The sequence below is a fragment of the Rahnella perminowiae genome (assembly GCF_019049695.1).
Lineage (GTDB): Bacteria > Pseudomonadota > Gammaproteobacteria > Enterobacterales > Enterobacteriaceae > Rahnella > Rahnella perminowiae.
The window spans coordinates 17,228-34,351 of record NZ_JAFMOT010000148.1 but is presented as its reverse complement, the minus strand read 5'-3'; the positions used below and the strand labels follow the sequence as shown (position 1 = coordinate 34,351).

The window sequence follows — 17,124 nt, the reverse complement described above, 5'->3', positions numbered from 1 at the left end:
GCCGGGTTCATTTGCACGAAACCCGGTTCGTCAGCCAGCGTCTGCAATGCCGCACAGTTACCGGTCATCGAACGGCAGGAATAGTGGCCGACTTCGCGCACGGTGCACAGGACCAGCGGGTAATCGCCGTCCGGCACTTCGGCCGGTGCGCGCCACGGTGCGGCAAACAACTGGCCTTTACCTGTCGGGGTATCGAAGTGATTGTCGGCGTACAGGTATTGCGTCCCCGGGCTTTCAAGTGTGGTACAAGGCCACTGCACGTGTCCCAGTTCGCCCATTTTTTCGTAGGTGGCGCCGTAGAACAGCGGGCAAAGGTTGCGCATTTCGTCCCAGATTTCCTGGTTATCGTTGTAATGCATCGGATAACCCATCTCGGTCGCCAGCAGACTGATAATGTCCCAGTCGCGTTTGACGTTGTATTTTGGCTCAATAGCTTTCTCGAAACGCTGGAAGCCACGGTCTGCGCAGGAGAATACGCCACCATGTTCGCCCCAGGAGGTGGCCGGTAAAATCACGTCGGCCTGCTCGGCGGTTTTGGTCATGAAGATGTCCTGAACCACCACGAATTCCAGCGCTTCGAAGCCTTTTCGCACCAGACCTAAATCGGCTTCAGTCTGCAATGGATCTTCACCCATAATGTAATAGGCTTTGACCTTACCTTCGATTGCCAGATGCGGGATCTCGGTGATGCGGTGACCGACTTCGGCGTCCATTTGATTAACGTCAATGCCCCAGGCATCGGCAAATTTCGCACGAACTTTTGCATCAGTGACGGACTGATAACCCGGGAATTCATTCGGCAACACGCCCATATCACAGGCACCCTGCACGTTATTCTGCCCGCGAACCGGCCCGACGCCGACATTGGCGCGGCCCAGGTTACCGGTCAGCAAGGCCAGCCCTGCCAGCCCTTTCACCACGTCAACTGCCTGACCAAACTGAGTGACGCCCATGCCCCACATGATGGTGGCAGAAGGTGCGGCGGCGTAAGTGCGCATTGCCTGGCGGATTTGCTGTGCGGAAACACCGGTTTGTTCTGCCACGGCTTCCGGTGAGTAATCCGCGACATTTTTGCGGTATTCCTCAAAGCCCTCGGTGTATTTCGCCACATAGTCATGGTCATACAGATCTTCTTCGATCAGCACATGGGCGAAGGCATTCACCAGCGCCATGTTGCAGCCGTTTTTGATTTGCAAATGTTGATCGGCAATGCGGGCGGTTTCGATGCGGCGCGGGTCGCAGACAATGATCTGTGCGCCTTTTTCTTTCGCTTTGATCACGCGGCGTGCGACGATCGGATGAGAATCCGCGCAGTTATAGCCGAACACCAGCAGACATTTTGAGTTTTCGATATCGCCGATGGAGTTACTCATTGCACCGTTACCGAGGGTGGCCTGCAAACCGGCAACTGACGGGCCGTGACAAACGCGGGCACAGCAGTCAACGTTGTTGGTGCCGATCACCGCACGGGCGAATTTCTGCATCACGTAGTTGGTTTCATTGCCGGTCCCGCGGGAAGAGCCGGTAGTCATAATGGCGCGCGGGCCGTGTTTTTGTTTAATGTCTTTCAGGCGTTGTGCAGTGTAGCGGATGGCTTCATCCCAGCTGACGGCTTCGAATTTCCCGCCTTTCTGGCGGCGGATCAGGGGTTGGGTCAGGCGCGGGGTCAGCAGTTTGGTGTCATTGAGAAAATCCCAACCGTAATAACCTTTCAGGCACAGTTCGCCCTGATTGGTAACGCCGTTCGCCGCTTCCGCACGGATGATTTTTCCGTTATCGACAACCAGATTCAATTTACATCCGGCACCGCAATACGGGCAGACAGTAGTGACTTTTTTCATGCTATTGCTTCCTTAATCCGGGGTTAAAACAGCAGCGGGGAGGTGCTGTCGAGCGCAGCGCGGCGGCGTTTTTCTGCGTTCATTTCCTGTAAGTGGTTACGGTCGATGGCGAACAGTGCCTTGGTCGGGCAGATTTCCATACAGGCCGGGCCTTCAGCGCGGGCGTGACACAGGTCGCATTTGTGCGCCTCGGCTTTATCCGAGGTGGTGATCATCGCCGCGCCGTTCTGGCGGAAAACCGGTTTGGTGACCACTTCCATGGCGCCATACGGACAGGCGACAACGCAGGTCTTACAGCCGATGCAGCGTTCCTGCATCACCTGCACATGATCCCCGGTGCGAAGAATGGCGCCGTTCGGGCAGACGTTGGCACAAGGCGCATCTTCACACTGGCGACACATCACCGGTGTACTGAGATTGACGCCTTTGATGACGTGCAGACGCGGGGCGAAGGTGGCGGCGTTAAGCAGCGAGATATCTTGTGATTCACTGTGAGCCATCACGCAGGCAATTTCACAGGTACGACAGCCGATGCATTTTTTAGGGTCGGCGATAATAAACCGGTTCATCTCTCTCTCCAAATCCCCGTCGTCCTTGACACCGCAGGTGGGTTGGCTGCGTTCACTCGCCCGAATCACTGACTCATGCCAGCACATCGGGACTCCTTCGCTTGCTGCCTTCCTGCAATGCCAATGCCTTAGGGGATTTCAGTATGCTTTTAATTGAGGGGGTTAAAAGTTTTCATCTACTTCTATACATAAAGCGTGCCAGTTTCTTGATTGTGATATTTATCATTAAATTCAATGTGTTATTTGTTTTGTGTGTGCCGGTGACGAAACCAGTCGCTGACGTCATGTCTGTTTCGTCACCGCATCGACAGTTATGTCGACAGACGCTGTCAGGCGGTTTCCTGCCGGAAAGGGGCTATCCCGAGCCCTTGCTCCAGCGCAGGCAATCGCTGATACAGATGGCTAACAGCCTGTTCAACAGCGGCGCTCATGGGGAAGTAAAAAGCCACCACATCCGGCTGAATGCCGACAAACGTGATGTGCGGGATGTCTGTACGCAACTGCTGAATGAGGAATGTCAGCGGCAGATTATGGGTGGTCATCATGAACATGTCGGCGATGTCATCTTCATCGATGATGCGCATTGCACCGGGCGCCAGCCCCATGTCAGTGGCATCGACAATCACCAGATGTGCAGGCCGCAGTTCGCGTAAATAACCGATGTCGTTTTCCGGTACCGCGCCGCCGTCAACCACTGTCCAGCCGGCCAGCGGTTTTTCAACGCAGAGTTCGGCCAGCCGCGGACCGGCACCGTCATCACCCATCATGCTGTTGCCCACGCACAACAGTGCGTAGCGGGAGGTTAAATCAGGCATCGTATCTCCTGACCATCAGGTACATGGCGGGGTCGTGTTCAATTTGGGTGAGCAGGGCGATGAGCCGGTCGCTCCAGCCCTGTTGTTCAGCACTCATTTTCGGGCGGGCATCACGCAGCGCCAGCGCCAGCAAGTGGGTGTGGCTGCTGTCGATATTGATCTCCCCGAAGCGCCGCACACCGGCCAGTTTGCGGTGCGCTTCGCTGTTTTCAGGCAGACAGTCAACCCAGTGCAGATACCCCTCAAGCGGGCATTCCAGGCGGGATGTCAGACAGTCGATCACCCCGAGGTGATGGCCGATCGCCAGACTGTAATACACCACTTCCTGCACTTTTTGCGAACTGCGTTTCTGTGCGCTTTTCTCATCGACAAACTTGCTGCTCAGTGAATAGAAAATCACTTTGTTTTTGTCCGGCTGATGACCGGTATAAGGTTGATGGCGCGCGTAGCGCTGGTCGTTAACGGAGGTCATCACAGATGTACCTCACCACGCAGAACCTGCTGATAAATGTGTTGCAGATTGCCGACAATTTCGTTGAGACGCAGATCATCTTGTTCCTCAAGATATGCAGACACCCGCTGTTCCACCGGTTGTAAGCCGGGCGCGGCAACGATATCCATAAACTTGTCAGCAATCTGGCGGCCATAACGGTAACCGGCCATCCGGCGTGCTTCCCTGTCCAGTAATACGCGCAGTGGCTGCGGTATATCCGGGTGCAGCAGCGCTGCCGGTCCGGTGGCCGCCTCATCGTGTTGCTGGCCTTTAATCTTCTGATCCAGCAAACCCAGCGCCAGCGCAAAACCATAAATGGTGGCAGCCGGTGTCGGCGGGCACCCGGGAATATACACATCCACCGGCACGATTTTGTCGGTACCTCCCCATACGCAGTACAGATCATGGAAGATGCCACCGCTGTTGCCGCAGGCTCCGTAGGAAATGCAGATTTTCGGATCCGGTGCACTGTCCCAGGCGCGCAGTGCCGGAATGCGCATGGCGCGGGTGACGGCACCGGTGAACAGCAAAATGTCGGCGTGGCGCGGCGACGGTACAACCTTGATGCCGAAACGTTCGGCATCGAACAGCGGGGAAATGGCGGCGAAAATCTCAATTTCACAGCCATTACACCCGCCGCAGTCCACGCGATACACGTAGGCTGAGCGGCGGATGCTGTTAAGCAGTGTGGATTTCAGTTTAGTAATGCTTTCGTCCAGCGTGACGGGGACCGGCAAGCCGTTTTCGTCACGCGGAGCAAACAGGTTATGACTCATGAACGGGCCTCCGTGGTCATGTGCCGGCCGATATCAATCCGGTCGGTCGAAGAAAGGCTGTGTAGTTTTTTGCATTCGGGACAGGTTTCGTACTGTTCGCGGCGTTCAGAAATTTGCCGGTCGCTCAGTGCGGCACTTTCCTGCAACAGGCTGAGTGCGAAGTCGATTTCCTTTTGTACCGCGTAAGGTTTGCCGCAGGCCCGGCAATGACAGATCGGGAAATCCGCCGTCTCAAACAAATCTTCTTTCCGCCAGACTGCCAGTTCGAATTCCTGCGACAGTCTGATGGCGGCCGTCGGGCAGACTTCTTCACAGCGGGCGCAGAAAATACAGCGTCCCAGAAACAGCGACCAGCGGATCGTTTCGCCGTCTTCTGCCGTGGTCATGGTCAGCGCGTTAGACGGACAAGCGTTGGCACATGCGCCGCAGGCAATACACTGCTGTGCGGTGTATTGCGGTTTGCCGCGAAAATTGGGTGCCAGATCCAGCGGCTTAAACGGATAAGCCACGGTTGCGGTGCCGGTTTTAAGCACTTTTTTAATCAGTTTCAGCATGATAAGCAGTTCCTCAAAGCGGCGAATTTTTGCGTTCGATGCCGTAACGTTCGATCTCTTTGTAAGGCACGACAATGGACGTTTTCTTACGCACATCGACAACCGTCATGCGGTCGGTGCAGGAATAACAAGGATCGAGACTGCCGATAATCAGCGGCGCATCAGACACCGTATTGCCGCGCAGCATGTAGCGCAGTGTCGGCCAGTTGGCGTAAGTCGCCGCACGGCAACGCCAGCGGAACAGCTTTTGGTTGTCGCCGGTCATGCTCCAGTGAATGTCATCACCGCGTGGTGCTTCGGCAAAACCAAGAGCAAAGCGGTGCGGAATATAATTGAAACCTTCGACTGCCAGCGGGCCGCCGGGCAGGCTTTGCAGGCCGAACTCGATCATATTCAGGGCGTTAAATACTTCATGGATGCGCACTTTCAGGCGGGAATAAACGTCGTTACCGGTTTCGCTGCACAGCTCAAATGGCAGTTTGGCGTAACCGGCATAAGGGTGATCCTGACGCATATCGCGGCGGTGACCACTGCCACGGACCATCGGCCCGACGTTACTGAAATCGCGAGCGACTTCAGGATCCAGAATACCGACGCCCACGCTGCGCTGCCGGGTATTCGGCGTGCTGAGCAGAATATCAACCAGCTCGTTAAGATCACGGCGCATGCTGCCCGCCAGGGCAATCGTGGCTGTCATATCATCTTTGAGAATGTCGCGGCGGATACCGCCGATCAGGTTCATACCATAGGTTTTACGCGCGCCGGTCAGGATTTCTGCTATCTTCATCGACTGTTCACGGACGCGGAAAAATTGCATGAAACCGGAATCGAAACCGACAAAGTGGCAGGCCAGTCCGAGATTGAGCAGATGGCTGTGCAGACGTTCCACTTCCAGCAGAATGGAACGGATCATCTGTGCACGTTCCGGCACCACAATGCCCATCGCATTTTCGACCGAAGAGGTGTACGCCACGCTGTGCGTGAAGCCGCAGATGCCGCAAACGCGGTCTGACAGGAAGGTGACTTCGTTGTAGCCCATGCGGGTTTCAGCCAGTTTTTCCATGCCACGGTGCACGTAAAACAGACGGTAATCGGCATCGATAATGTCTTCGCCGTCGACGAACAGACGAAAGTGTCCGGGTTCGTCAGACGTGACGTGCAGCGGACCAATCGGCACGATTTTGCTGCCTTCTTTGGCTTCGGAAATAAACGGATAGGTTTCTTCATCTGTGGTCGGTGCCGGGCGCTGACGGTAATCCATCGCGTCTTTACGCAGCGGATATAAATCGTCCGGCCAGTCATCCGGCAGCACCAGACGTCGTTCATCCGGCAGCCCGACCGGACGCAACCCGTACATATCACGGACTTCGCGTTCGCCCCAGACGGCAGCCGGTACGCGCGGTGTCACGGAAGGAAATTCGAGGGACACGGGATCCACTTCGGCGCGCACGGTGATCCAGCACTTCACGCCCCGTTCCATCGACAGCACATAATACAGCGCGTAATTGCCGCACAGCGTCCGTTCGTCGTTACCGAATAGCACGGACAGCCAGCCACCCTGCTGGTAATACAGCCATTCGACGACTTCCGGCAGCCAGTTCAGCCGGATGGTGACGGTTGCCTGTGTATCGGTCTGCCATTCACTGCCTAAAATTGCCGACGGAAACTGTTTCGCCAGCGCGGCCAGATATTCTTTGCCGACCGGGTTTTGATTTAATGCGGTATTAAACTCACTCATTACAAAGCCTCTTCCCGCCGCAGCGGGACAAGAAAAATGTCAGGTCAGCCTGCGACCAGCCAGGAAACCAGCGCCAGAAACGCCAGCCCGAATCCCGCCCAGGTGGTGCGGGAAGTTTTAAGAAAGCGCAGACGGGCGACGCTGTTCTCGATTAGCGCGACCACAAAGACCGCGATCAGCAGTTTCAGCAGGCACCACACCCCGGCGGTCAGCAGGGCCAGCGGCGTGAACTGTTCCGTCAACCCGAACGGGAGGAACAGACCGATGAACAACTGCAACACCACCAGTTGTTTCAGGCTGATGCCGATTTTCAGCACGCCGAGCGCCGCGCCGGAATATTCTGTCAGCGGGCCTTCCTGTAATTCCTGCTCGGCTTCCGCCATGTCGAAAGGCAGTTTGCCCATTTCGATATAAGTGGCGAATGCACAGGCCAGACCGGCCAGAACGAGAGTCAGGGAAGAGGACAGCGGCCAGTGCAGTACGCGGGCAGCAATGGCACCCAGCGAGGTTGAACCGGCCACCAGTGCCGCAATCCACAAACCAAGCAGCAGGATCGGTTCGACCAGCACACCGAGTACCGCTTCACGGCTGGCGCCTATACCGGTGAAGGTGCTGCCGGTATCGAGACCGGCAATCGCAAACACAAAACGCACCACGGCAAACAGATAAATAACGGTGATCACATCGCCCGCAGCTCCCACTGGCGAGGCCAGCGTGACCACCGGCAGGGCCGTAGCGATCACCAGTAATCCGCCGGTCAGCAGATACGGCATGCTGCGAAATGCTGAACCCGCGGCAGCGGGCGCGACACTCTGGCGGGTCAGCAGTTTGGCGATATCACGGTATTCCTGTAATACGCCCGGCCCCTGACGGTTGTGCATCCGCGCGCGCATCACGCGGCTGAAACCGGCAAACAACGGCGCAAGCGCCAGCAAGGCAATGGCCTGCAGCAGCCCCAGCGGCCACAACGAACCTGCGAGTAAGAATGAAATGTTCAAAGTCAGTTCCTCAGGCAAAAGCCACGACCAGCAACACGGCCAGTTCGATGAGCGCCAGACGACGGCAGAAAGCCCCCAGCCAGCCACGGTGCAGCGCAGCCACCAGCGGCACGGGTGTCATGTGCTGACGCAGACGATAAAGCGGGGCAAACATCACGCGCAGCGGCTGAGCAAAACCGGTCGCCGTCACCACCATGGCAGCGCAATGACCGTAGCCACAGGCCCAGGCATCGCCGCGTGAACGGTTTGGGAGACGGGAGCCGCGCAATGCCGCCGCGATAATCCATGGCAGCAGCGGCATGCCCAGCAGCAGCAGCGCGATCATCGGTGCAGATACGGCGGACGTGTCAGAAAACACCACGCCATGCGCAGCTGCCGGTAAAACAGACGCATTCAGCACCGAGGCGGCCACGGCAGAAAAATGCGGAATAATCCATGGCGAGGCGACACCGGAAAGTACACACAACAGCGCCAGCAATACGCTGCTCAGCGTCATCATCCTCGGGGCCGGCGTGGCTTCTGCCGCCGCCTGACTGCGGGGTGAGCCTAAGAATGTGACGCCAAAGACTTTGGCAATACACATCAGGGCCAGTGCACCGGTCAGCGCCAGACCGGTTGCCAGTAACGGCCCGAGCAGACGTGCGAGAAACACATGACTGGCGCTCAGCTGGAATAAAGACTGGTAGAGCAGCCATTCGCTGGCAAAGCCATTCAGCGGCGGCAGCGCAGCCATCGACATCAGGGCAATCAGCATCGCCACGGCGGTCCACGGCATCAGACGGGCGATCCCGCCGAGTTTTTCCATGTCCTTAATGCCGGTCTGCATTTCGATTTCACCGGCACCGAGGAACAGCGCAGTTTTAAACAGCCCGTGATTGAACAGGTGGAATAATCCGGCCAGCAGGGCGAGTGAGGCCAGCAGCGGCAGATTCAGTGCCACGCCCACCATGGCACCACCGACGCCGAGCAGAATAATCCCGACGTTTTCCAGAGTGTGATAGGCCAGCAGACGGCGGATATCATGTTCCATCAGTGCGTACAGACCGCCGATAAATGCGGTCAGGATCGCCAGAAGCAATACCATCAGGCCCCACCAGAGTGGCGGTGCACCCAGCAGATCCAGACCGACTTTTACGATGCCGATAATGCCGATTTTCATTAATGCAGAAGAGAACAGAGCGGCGGCGTGGGCGGGGGCGCTGGAATGCGACTGCGGCACCCAGGCGTGCAGCGGGATAATTCCGGCATACAGTCCGAAGCCTGCCAGCGCCAGCAGGAATGCCAGAGATTTAGTGCCCGGCGTAAACGTTGTGTGGCGAACCACCTCAAAATCCAGACTGCCACCGGCGCGATGCAGCAGTGCAAACGCCAGAATCAGACACAACGTGCCGAGGCGGCCGGATAAAAACTGATTCAGACCGGCACGTCGGCTTTTCACATCGTCGGCCTGGACGATCAGGAAATAAGCACACAGGGCGGCCATTTCCATCATCATGATCAGTTCAGCCGCATTGGCGGAAATCGCGGCGGCGGTCAGCGCTGCCAGCAGCAGATTACATAACGAACCGGTGCGGGCGCGCTGGCGCGGACGGGCATTCGCCAGCCAGGCGCAGGCATACAGGCTACTGCACAAGGCTGTTACGGACATCGCCAGTAATAACAGCGCATTCAGCGGGCTGAAGCTGGCGCGGTAAGGCAGAACCGGCAGCGTGAGTGTCACTGATGTGCCATTGCTCAACATAAGAATCGCAGCAAGAATGACGGCTACCGATGCGATCATGCCGCCGGTGCCTGAAATCAGACTGCTGATTTTTGCAGCCCCGGCCAGCAATCCGCAGGCGATACCGCTGAGAACCCAGACCAGCATTGCCAGCGTCATCAGCGACGCCGGATCCAAAGCTAATAATGCCGTCATTGTTTGGCCTCCGTGTCAGGCGCACTAAAGGAAGTCAGCCCGGCCGGAAATACATTCATTGCATTCAGGCGTTTTTGCTGACTGGCGTTTTCAGACAGACTGGCCGTGACCAGGGTGATGGCCTGCGTAGGGCAGGTCCTGATACACGCCGGCCCTTCAGGGCTGAAGCTGCATAAATCGCATTTGACCGCCACCGCGCGCACTCCCGGCACGCAATCCAGAAACGGGCTGACGGCCCGTGGATCTCGCGGGGCGGGCAGGGCTTTGGGGGTATTGCAGTCGCGTGGAATATCCAGCGGTGCGCTGCCGGAAAAGGTAATGGCGCCGAACGGGCAGGCAAGCCCGCATAGCTTGCAGCTCACACACAGACTTTCATTGAGATGAATGGCGTCATTTTCACGGGTGATCGCATTGACCGGACACACCTGTGCGCAGGGGGCATCTTCACACTGGTGACACATCACCGGCGCGGAATCCAGACGGTTACGCATCACCTGTAAACGGGGAGCAGATTGCAAACCGTGACGCTGGTGCTCCTGCGAACAGCTGGCCATACAGGTATTGCAGCCAATACAAAGTTTCGCATCGGCTATCACATATTGATTCATGGCATTTTTAAAGCTCATGAAGTCTCCTTGGTATTTCGTCAAAGGTGACGAAATCGGCACTTAAATTGACATTTCGACATTTATGTCGGAATTGATCCCAGTAAAAGTTCGGCAATAAAAAATATTTCTGTTGTGCCGAAGGGGTAATGTATTTCCGAATGTAAATCAGGCGTGGCTAAGTAATTTATCGAGTTGGGAATGAATCGGCTGATTACTTTTCAGTGAGTCAAAAATACATTGATAAATAGCCGAAATTTTATTGAGATAATGTTCAAGCACGGCGTTTTTATCTTTAATGTCCACGGTGCCATCAACCCGGCCTTCTTCGCTCAGCGTGGCGTGTGCAAACACTCTGAAGACAGGGTCTTCACCGTTGTGTGCCATGTTCAGGCTGTAAACGATATCCTGACTGTAGAAGTCGTCGCTGAGATGAATGCTGACTGAAAAATGGTTAAACAGCGTGAAGCGGATATCCTGATCTTCGCCGCAGCTGAATTCATGGTTTATCTTTTTATTTGAATGAGTTATTGCCTGTATCAGGCTGTTTTGATACGTGCGCCATTGTAACTTCAGGTGGCTGTTTTTACTGGCTATGTAATCCGCTTTGCTGGTCAGTTCACTGAGAGTGCTCATTGTTATTACCCGTTATTGAGGTGTGCGTAAGTGCCTTTCCGGTGCGTCTTTATGCATAAAATGACGACGAAAATACGGCGCATACAACACTACTGGCATAAAACGTGCCAGTTTCGGATTTTATTGAATATTTCTTTTATTATCATGTGGTTGTGGAATTCCCGTACTGAATGCCGGGCCGCATGGAAAACATGGTGACATGTCGAAGGCACTGTATTTCGACATATATGACGGACGATGTCAGGCTTATTCCGCTATTTGATTTTCAGTCCTGTTTACACCTGTCGAAAAATTCTGGCACCAATATTGCTACTCATGTTTCCATGCGCTCTTTATTAATCTCCTGACGGAGGGGAAATAATGCACGAGATTACGTTGTGCCAGAATGCCGTAGAAATAATGCAGCAATTTGGACGACAAAATAATGCCCGGCGAATTACGGCGGTATGGATGGAAATTGGCGCATTTTCCTGCGTTGAACCGGAAGCGGTGGAATTTTGCTTTGAACTGGCGTGTCGCGAAACCCTCGCCGAAGGTTGTGAATTACATCTCGTGACACCGGCAGCAGAAAGCTGGTGCTACACCTGCCAGCAGGACATCTCCTTACTCAGCCCTGGTGTGCTGCTGTGTCCGCAATGTGGCGGGCGTGATGTACGGGTGGTGGCCGATGACGGCATGAAAATTAAACGAATCGAAATCGAATAACGGGTGCCCGATATGCCCGGGGGAGAAAGCTATGTGCAGTACCTGCGGTTGCGCCAGCGGCGAACTTCGTATTGAAGGTGTCAGCCCTGAACACGTTCATCAACATTCCCATGATCACATTCATCCACATGATCATTCCCACGATCACCACCACGGCCTGCCGTTTGCGCCGCGACGGCTGGTGGACATCGAAATGGATGTGCTAGCCAAAAATAATCACATTGCCGCCCACAACCGCGAGCATTTTGCGGCAACGGGCATTCTGGCCCTGAATCTGGTGTCCAGCCCCGGCTCCGGTAAAACGACACTGCTGACCTGCACCCTGACCCGGCTGGCACCCTATTTTGACTGTGCGGTAATAGAAGGCGACCAGCAAACCACGAATGATGCTGATCGTATCCGTGCCACCGGCGTACCGGCGATTCAGGTCAATACCGGTAAAGGCTGCCATCTGGATGCACAAATGGTTCACGATGCGCTGCATCAGCTGTCGCCTAACAATAACAGTCTGCTTTTTATTGAAAATGTCGGCAATCTGGTGTGTCCGGCCAGCTTTGATCTGGGGGAATTGCACAAAGTGGCAGTGCTGTCCGTCACGGAAGGCGAGGACAAACCGCTGAAGTATCCGCATATGTTTGCGGCGTCGCGTCTGATGATCCTCAACAAAATCGATCTGTTGCCGTATGTCAGTTTTGACGTCGACGCCTGCATTGCCAATGCGCGGCAGGTGAATCCGCAGATTGAAGTGATCCGGCTTTCTGCCACCACCGGCGAAGGCATGGATCTGTGGCTGGCCTGGCTGGAGCAGCAACGATGTGCATAGGCATTCCGGGGCAAATCGTTGCGCTGCACGACCAGCAGCCCGATCACGCCTGGGCAGAAGTCTGTGGTCTGCGCCGCGAAGTGAATATTGCACTGGTGTGCGACGGTCAGCCACAAATGCTGATCGGCGGCTGGGTATTGATCCACGTCGGCTTTGCATTAAGCAAACTTGATGAACAGGAAGCACAGGAAACGCTGGCTGCGTTGCACGCGATGGAAGAAGTGGAAGCCGATGTCGCCCTGTTTCTCGGCGCGGGAGAGGCAAAATAATGCGTTTTGTTGATGAATTCCGTGATCCGAAACTGGCGAAAACGCTGATTGAAAGGCTGCATCAGCGCGCGGCATTGCTGCCTTATACCGCTGAAAAACCGATGCAGATTATGGAAGTGTGCGGTGGTCATACGCATGCCATTTTCAAATTCGGGCTGGATAAACTGCTGCCACCGCAACTGGAATTTATTCACGGGCCGGGGTGTCCGGTGTGTGTGTTACCGATGGGGCGGATTGACGCCTGCTGCGAAATTGCCGCGCACCCCGGGGTGATTTTCTGTACCTTCGGCGATGCGTTGCGTGTGCCCGGCCAGCATGGCTCGCTTTTGCAGGCGCGCGAACGCGGTGCTGATGTACGCGTAGTGTATTCCCCGCTGGATACGCTGAAACTGGCGCGTGAAAACCCGGCGCGTCAGGTGGTGTTTTTCGCCCTTGGTTTTGAAACCACGTTGCCGGTTACCGCCGTTACGCTGCAACAGGCGCGACGCGAACGCCTGTACAATTTCAGTGTGTTCTGTCAGCACATCAGTCTGATGCCAACCTTACGCAGCCTGCTTTCGCAGGATGATGTGCGGATTGACGCTTTTCTGGCACCCGGTCACGTCAGCATGGTGACAGGCACCGCACCTTATCATTTCATCAGTGAAGAATTTGGCAAGCCGCTGGTGATAAGCGGCTTTGAACCACTCGACATGCTGCAAAGCGTGCTGATGCTGGTGGAACAAGTTTGCGAGGCATCGTGTAAAACCGAAAATCAGTACCGCCGCGTGGTGCCGGAAGAGGGTAACCTGCTGGCACAGGAAGCGATGCGGGAGGTGTTTACGCTTTCCGGCAGCAGCGAGTGGCGCGGCCTGGGCGTGATTGAAGCCTCAGGAATTACCCTGACGCCTGCCTATGCCCCGATGGATGCGGAGCGGCGCTTTAATCCGCAGGCACAGCCGGTGGCAGACGATCCCCGCTCCCGTTGCGGTGAAGTCCTGACCGGGCGCTGTAAGCCACATGAATGTCCGCTGTTTGGCAGCGGTTGTACGCCACAGAATGCATTTGGTGCGCTGATGGTGTCTTCCGAAGGCGCATGTGCGGCATGGTATCAGTACCGTTATCAGGAAACGGCGAGTGCGAATAAACCGCCGCAAAAACAGATAAAACAGAAGGTAAGCCAGGATGAGTGATCGCAAAGACGTCGTCACTATGGCGCATGGCAGCGGCGGCCGTGCCATGCAGCAGATGATCGAACATATGTTCCTCAGTGCGTTTGATAATCCCTGGCTTAACGAACAGGAAGACGGCGCCCGGTTGTCGCTTGCCAGCCTGAATGCCCTGGGGGACCGGCTGGCATTTACCACAGACAGTTACGTTATCGACCCCGTCTTTTTCCCCGGCGGCAATATCGGCAAGCTGGCGGTGTGCGGCACGGCGAACGATCTGGCGGTATGCGGTGCGATACCTGCCTATCTTTCCTGCGGCTTTATTCTGGAAGAAGGGTTAGCGCTGGATGACTTACAGAAAATAGTAAGTTTGATGGCGCAGACGGCACGGGAGGCGGACATTGCCATTGTGACCGGTGACACCAAAGTCGTGCAGCGTGGGGCAGCCGATAAAATCTTCATTAACACGGCCGGAATAGGCGTGATCCCAACCGCCGTGAACTGGGGCGCCGCTATGATAAAAGCGGGGGATAAAGTCATCGTCAGCGGGACGCTTGGCGATCACGGTGCGGCGATCCTGAATTTGCGGGAAAATCTGGGGATGGATCTGGGCGTGGAAAGTGACTGTGCAGTGCTGGCCCCGATGATTGCACCGCTGCGACCGCTGGCCGGTGTCCATGCCTTACGCGATGCCACACGCGGCGGAGTGAATGCAATTCTGCATGAATTCAGCGCCGCCAGTGGGTTGGGGATCGCCATCGACGAAACTGCCTTGCCGGTTAAACCCGCAGTGCGTGGTATCTGCGAATTACTGGGACTGGAACCGCTGAACTTTGCCAACGAAGGCAAACTGGTGGTGGTGGTATCCGCCGGGGCCGAAGAAAAAGTACTGAAGCTGTTACGCCACCATCCGCTCGGAGCCGGTGCTGCGACGATCGGTGAGGTGACGGTCAATCCACAGGTGTGTCTGCGCGGCGCACTGGGGGTTTCCCGCCAGCTAATGTTGCCCCACGCGGAGCCATTACCTCGCATTTGTTGATCTCGTCAGGGGGCTGATTGCGCCGAAAGGGGTAGAATTTTCGCTGTTCTCCGAGGTTAAAAAGCTTGTTTCCAAAATCACGTTATCCAGAGCCAACGCTATGCAGAGTGCAACAATGAGCACCACAAAACACAAAGGATTACTGGAACTGACGCGCACCTTGTTGCTGCAGCAGACCATGACATCGCTGCTGGAAACCCTGACTCAGGTGATTCAGACTGCCGGTATTGCGGAAGCCGTAACACTGGTGTTGTTCGACAATAACAGTGAACGCGTCAGCTTTTATGGTATCGATCCTCATCATCAACCGGTCAGTTATGAGGATGAAACGCTGCTGGCGACAGGCCCGGTGCATGCGCTGTTGAAGAATCCCAAAACGCAGGTCTGGCGCAGCGAAGCGCTGCATCTTCGCTATCCTCAGCTGGCTGCGCTGAATCTGTATCCGGCGTTTACCGATTATTGTCTGGTCCCTTTACTGGCTTCTTCCGGGTTGCTGGGCGGCTGCGAATTTACCCGTCAGCATGCGACCCCGTTCAGTGAGGAAGACAAAAATGGTCTCTATGACCTTTGCACGCTGGCTGCCATTGCGGTCGAACAAATCCAGTTGCGCGAAAACGCGTTGCTCCAGCAATCGCTGCTACGCCATGAACGTGACGATTTCCGTATTCTGGTCGATATCACTAATGCCGTCCTGTCCAAGCTGGATCTCGACGAACTGACCGGTGAAATCGCCAAGACTATTCACCACTTCTTCCACATTAACGCCATCAGCATTGTGCTGTGTGATGCCGATAAAGACAGCGAACAAGCCAGTGTTTACGCGACCCATTACGTGCAGACGCACGTTGCGGAGCGTGAACAGTCGCGCATGTCGCTCGACGGATCACTGGAACAGCAGGTGATGAAAAATGGCGAAATGTTGCTGACTAATGTGCGGGCTGCGGAAGAGCCGGATGATGAAAGCACATTGTTCCAGCTGTTATGGCGGGATCAGACCAAAACCCTGTGCATTCTGCCGTTACGTTTTGGTCATAAAACGCTGGGCGTTCTGAAACTGGCACAGTGCCAGCCGGATAACTTCAATTCCGCTAACCTGCGGGTGTTACAGCAGATCGCCGAACGCATTGCGATTGCCGTGGATAACGCGCTGGCCTATCAGGAAATTAAAAGCCTGAAGGAGAAACTGCAACACGAAAATCTGTATCTCACCGAGCAGATCAACAGCAATAATCCGGATTTCAGTGACATTGTCGGGCGCAGCTCCAGTATGTCAGCGGTACTGAAACAGGTGGAAATCGTAGCGAAAAGTGACTGTTCGGTGCTGATCCTTGGCGAAACCGGCACCGGTAAGGAGCTGATCGCCCGTGCGATCCATAATCTGGGGGATCGTCGTGATCAGCGGATGGTGAAAATGAACTGCGCAGCCATGCCTGCCGGCTTAATGGAAAGCGATTTATTCGGCCATGAAAAAGGCTCGTTTACCGGTGCCACCGCGCAACGTATGGGCCGTTTTGAGCTGGCCGACAAAGGCACGTTATTCCTCGATGAAGTCGGTGAAATCCCCGTTGAACTGCAACCCAAGCTGCTGCGCATTTTGCAGGAGCAGGAGTTTGAACGTGTCGGCGGCAATAAACTGATATCGGTGGATGTGCGGATGATTGCAGCAACGAACCGCGATTTACGTCAGATGGTGGCGGATAAAGAGTTTCGCAGTGATTTGTATTACCGGCTGAATGTCTTCCCGATTGTGATCCCGCCGCTGCGTGAACGCCCTGAAGACATTCCGCAACTGGTGAAATTCCTGACCTATAAAATCGCCAAACGCATGAAACGCACCATCGACAGTATTCCGGCCGAGACCTTACGGTTACTGAGCCGGATGCCGTGGCCGGGCAACGTGCGCGAGCTGGAAAATGTTATCGAACGCGCCGTATTGCTGACCCGTGGAACGGTGCTGGATTTACAACTTCCTGAACTGAATTACCCGTTGCCGGTGTCGCAGCCGGTGCCGGTGGCCTCCGCGCCTGATATTGCGTCCGCTCCGCACCTGAGTGAGGAAGACGAGCGCGAACGCATCCTTCAGGTACTTAAAGAAACCAACGGCGTGGTCGCCGGTCCGCGTGGCGCGGCGCAGCGTCTGGGGTTAAAACGCACGACACTGTTGTCGAGAATGAAGAAATTAGGCATCGCCGCGCATTAA

At 55.5% G+C, this 17,124-nt stretch carries 17 protein-coding genes; 6 read left to right on the top strand and 11 right to left on the bottom strand.

Annotated features, from left to right (window positions below; translation table 11 throughout):
* From fdhF to hycA, 11 genes are all read right to left on the bottom strand, one after another.
* The coding region (gene fdhF, locus J1781_RS02535) for a formate dehydrogenase subunit alpha (RefSeq protein WP_217233162.1) at positions 1 to 1,841 on the bottom strand (1,841 nt) is incomplete at its 3' end.
* 23 nt (positions 1,842 to 1,864) lie between these two features.
* A complete protein-coding gene (gene hydN / locus J1781_RS02530) occupies positions 1,865 to 2,410 on the bottom strand; it encodes an electron transport protein HydN (RefSeq protein WP_129952236.1) in 546 nt (181 codons plus the stop codon).
* A 329-nt stretch (positions 2,411 to 2,739) separates the two neighbouring features.
* Positions 2,740 to 3,225: a hydrogenase maturation peptidase HycI gene (gene hycI / locus J1781_RS02525; RefSeq protein WP_217233161.1), complete on the bottom strand. Its 486-nt coding sequence runs from the start codon at positions 3,223 to 3,225 to the stop codon at positions 2,740 to 2,742.
* Positions 3,218 to 3,697, bottom strand: a complete 480-nt coding sequence (locus tag J1781_RS02520; RefSeq protein WP_129952775.1) for a formate hydrogenlyase maturation HycH family protein — start codon at positions 3,695 to 3,697, stop codon at positions 3,218 to 3,220. Before J1781_RS02520 ends, hycI begins: the two co-directional genes overlap by 8 nt.
* Positions 3,697 to 4,494, bottom strand: coding sequence for an NADH-quinone oxidoreductase subunit B family protein (locus tag J1781_RS02515; protein WP_217233160.1), 798 nt, complete (start codon positions 4,492 to 4,494; stop codon positions 3,697 to 3,699). Before J1781_RS02515 ends, J1781_RS02520 begins: the two co-directional genes overlap by 1 nt.
* Positions 4,491 to 5,048 carry a formate hydrogenlyase complex iron-sulfur subunit gene (locus tag J1781_RS02510; protein WP_129991725.1) on the bottom strand — a complete coding sequence of 186 codons (558 nt, stop codon included), beginning with the start codon at positions 5,046 to 5,048 and terminating at the stop codon, positions 4,491 to 4,493. The genes J1781_RS02515 and J1781_RS02510 overlap by 4 nt, the downstream gene beginning before the upstream one ends.
* Positions 5,049 to 5,061: 13 nt before the next feature.
* Entirely contained in the window at positions 5,062 to 6,786 is a 1,725-nt protein-coding gene (locus J1781_RS02505) for a hydrogenase large subunit (RefSeq protein ID WP_217233159.1), read from the bottom strand.
* Between the two features lie 44 nt (positions 6,787 to 6,830).
* Positions 6,831 to 7,784: a respiratory chain complex I subunit 1 family protein gene (locus J1781_RS02500; RefSeq protein ID WP_217233158.1), complete on the bottom strand. Its 954-nt coding sequence runs from the start codon at positions 7,782 to 7,784 to the stop codon at positions 6,831 to 6,833.
* A gap of 10 nt (positions 7,785 to 7,794) precedes the next feature.
* On the bottom strand, positions 7,795 to 9,699 hold the full coding sequence (locus J1781_RS02495; RefSeq protein ID WP_217233157.1) for a proton-conducting transporter transmembrane domain-containing protein: 1,905 nt from the start codon (positions 9,697 to 9,699) through the stop codon (positions 7,795 to 7,797).
* On the bottom strand, positions 9,696 to 10,325 hold the full coding sequence (locus J1781_RS02490) for a 4Fe-4S dicluster domain-containing protein (protein WP_129952243.1): 630 nt from the start codon (positions 10,323 to 10,325) through the stop codon (positions 9,696 to 9,698). The genes J1781_RS02495 and J1781_RS02490 overlap by 4 nt, the downstream gene beginning before the upstream one ends.
* A gap of 147 nt (positions 10,326 to 10,472) precedes the next feature.
* Entirely contained in the window at positions 10,473 to 10,940 is a 468-nt protein-coding gene (gene hycA / locus J1781_RS02485; RefSeq protein WP_129952244.1) for a formate hydrogenlyase regulator HycA, read from the bottom strand.
* A gap of 360 nt (positions 10,941 to 11,300) precedes the next feature.
* On the opposite strand from hycA, the gene hypA reads away from it, so the two are divergent.
* From hypA to flhA, 6 genes are all read left to right on the top strand, one after another.
* On the top strand, positions 11,301 to 11,645 hold the full coding sequence (gene hypA / locus J1781_RS02480) for a hydrogenase maturation nickel metallochaperone HypA (protein ID WP_129952245.1): 345 nt from the start codon (positions 11,301 to 11,303) through the stop codon (positions 11,643 to 11,645).
* A gap of 31 nt (positions 11,646 to 11,676) precedes the next feature.
* Complete coding sequence (gene hypB, locus J1781_RS02475; protein WP_217220224.1) at positions 11,677 to 12,468, top strand: hydrogenase nickel incorporation protein HypB; 792 nt, start codon at positions 11,677 to 11,679, stop codon at positions 12,466 to 12,468.
* The gene (hypC, locus tag J1781_RS02470) at positions 12,459 to 12,737 is read left to right on the top strand and encodes a HypC/HybG/HupF family hydrogenase formation chaperone (RefSeq protein ID WP_129991729.1); all 279 of its coding nucleotides are present in this window, start codon (positions 12,459 to 12,461) and stop codon (positions 12,735 to 12,737) included. The genes hypB and hypC overlap by 10 nt, the downstream gene beginning before the upstream one ends.
* Positions 12,737 to 13,909 carry a hydrogenase formation protein HypD gene (gene hypD, locus J1781_RS02465; protein WP_217233156.1) on the top strand — a complete coding sequence of 391 codons (1,173 nt, stop codon included), beginning with the start codon at positions 12,737 to 12,739 and terminating at the stop codon, positions 13,907 to 13,909. The genes hypC and hypD overlap by 1 nt, the downstream gene beginning before the upstream one ends.
* Positions 13,902 to 14,924, top strand: a complete 1,023-nt coding sequence (gene hypE / locus J1781_RS02460) for a hydrogenase expression/formation protein HypE (RefSeq protein WP_217158609.1) — start codon at positions 13,902 to 13,904, stop codon at positions 14,922 to 14,924. Before hypD ends, hypE begins: the two co-directional genes overlap by 8 nt.
* A gap of 115 nt (positions 14,925 to 15,039) precedes the next feature.
* Positions 15,040 to 17,124, top strand: coding sequence for a formate hydrogenlyase transcriptional activator FlhA (gene flhA, locus J1781_RS02455; RefSeq protein ID WP_408004143.1), 2,085 nt, complete (start codon positions 15,040 to 15,042; stop codon positions 17,122 to 17,124).

Bases quoted from the DNA above. Each gene is read 5' to 3' on its own strand.
- flhA (WP_408004143.1), top strand. From the start codon at position 15,040: ATGAGCACCACAAAACACAAAGGATTACTGGAACTGACGCGCACCTTG.
- hycA (WP_129952244.1), bottom strand. From the start codon at position 10,940: ATGAGCACTCTCAGTGAACTGACCAGCAAAGCGGATTACATAGCCAGT.
- J1781_RS02520 (WP_129952775.1), bottom strand. From the start codon at position 3,697: ATGACCTCCGTTAACGACCAGCGCTACGCGCGCCATCAACCTTATACC.
- hycI (WP_217233161.1), bottom strand. From the start codon at position 3,225: ATGCCTGATTTAACCTCCCGCTACGCACTGTTGTGCGTGGGCAACAGC.
- J1781_RS02495 (WP_217233157.1), bottom strand. From the start codon at position 9,699: ATGACGGCATTATTAGCTTTGGATCCGGCGTCGCTGATGACGCTGGCA.
- hydN (WP_129952236.1), bottom strand. From the start codon at position 2,410: ATGAACCGGTTTATTATCGCCGACCCTAAAAAATGCATCGGCTGTCGT.
- hypB (WP_217220224.1), top strand. From the start codon at position 11,677: ATGTGCAGTACCTGCGGTTGCGCCAGCGGCGAACTTCGTATTGAAGGT.
- hypD (WP_217233156.1), top strand. From the start codon at position 12,737: ATGCGTTTTGTTGATGAATTCCGTGATCCGAAACTGGCGAAAACGCTG.
- J1781_RS02490 (WP_129952243.1), bottom strand. From the start codon at position 10,325: ATGAGCTTTAAAAATGCCATGAATCAATATGTGATAGCCGATGCGAAA.
- J1781_RS02510 (WP_129991725.1), bottom strand. From the start codon at position 5,048: ATGCTGAAACTGATTAAAAAAGTGCTTAAAACCGGCACCGCAACCGTG.
- hypA (WP_129952245.1), top strand. From the start codon at position 11,301: ATGCACGAGATTACGTTGTGCCAGAATGCCGTAGAAATAATGCAGCAA.
- hypE (WP_217158609.1), top strand. From the start codon at position 13,902: ATGAGTGATCGCAAAGACGTCGTCACTATGGCGCATGGCAGCGGCGGC.
- J1781_RS02515 (WP_217233160.1), bottom strand. From the start codon at position 4,494: ATGAGTCATAACCTGTTTGCTCCGCGTGACGAAAACGGCTTGCCGGTC.
- J1781_RS02505 (WP_217233159.1), bottom strand. From the start codon at position 6,786: ATGAGTGAGTTTAATACCGCATTAAATCAAAACCCGGTCGGCAAAGAA.
- hypC (WP_129991729.1), top strand. From the start codon at position 12,459: ATGTGCATAGGCATTCCGGGGCAAATCGTTGCGCTGCACGACCAGCAG.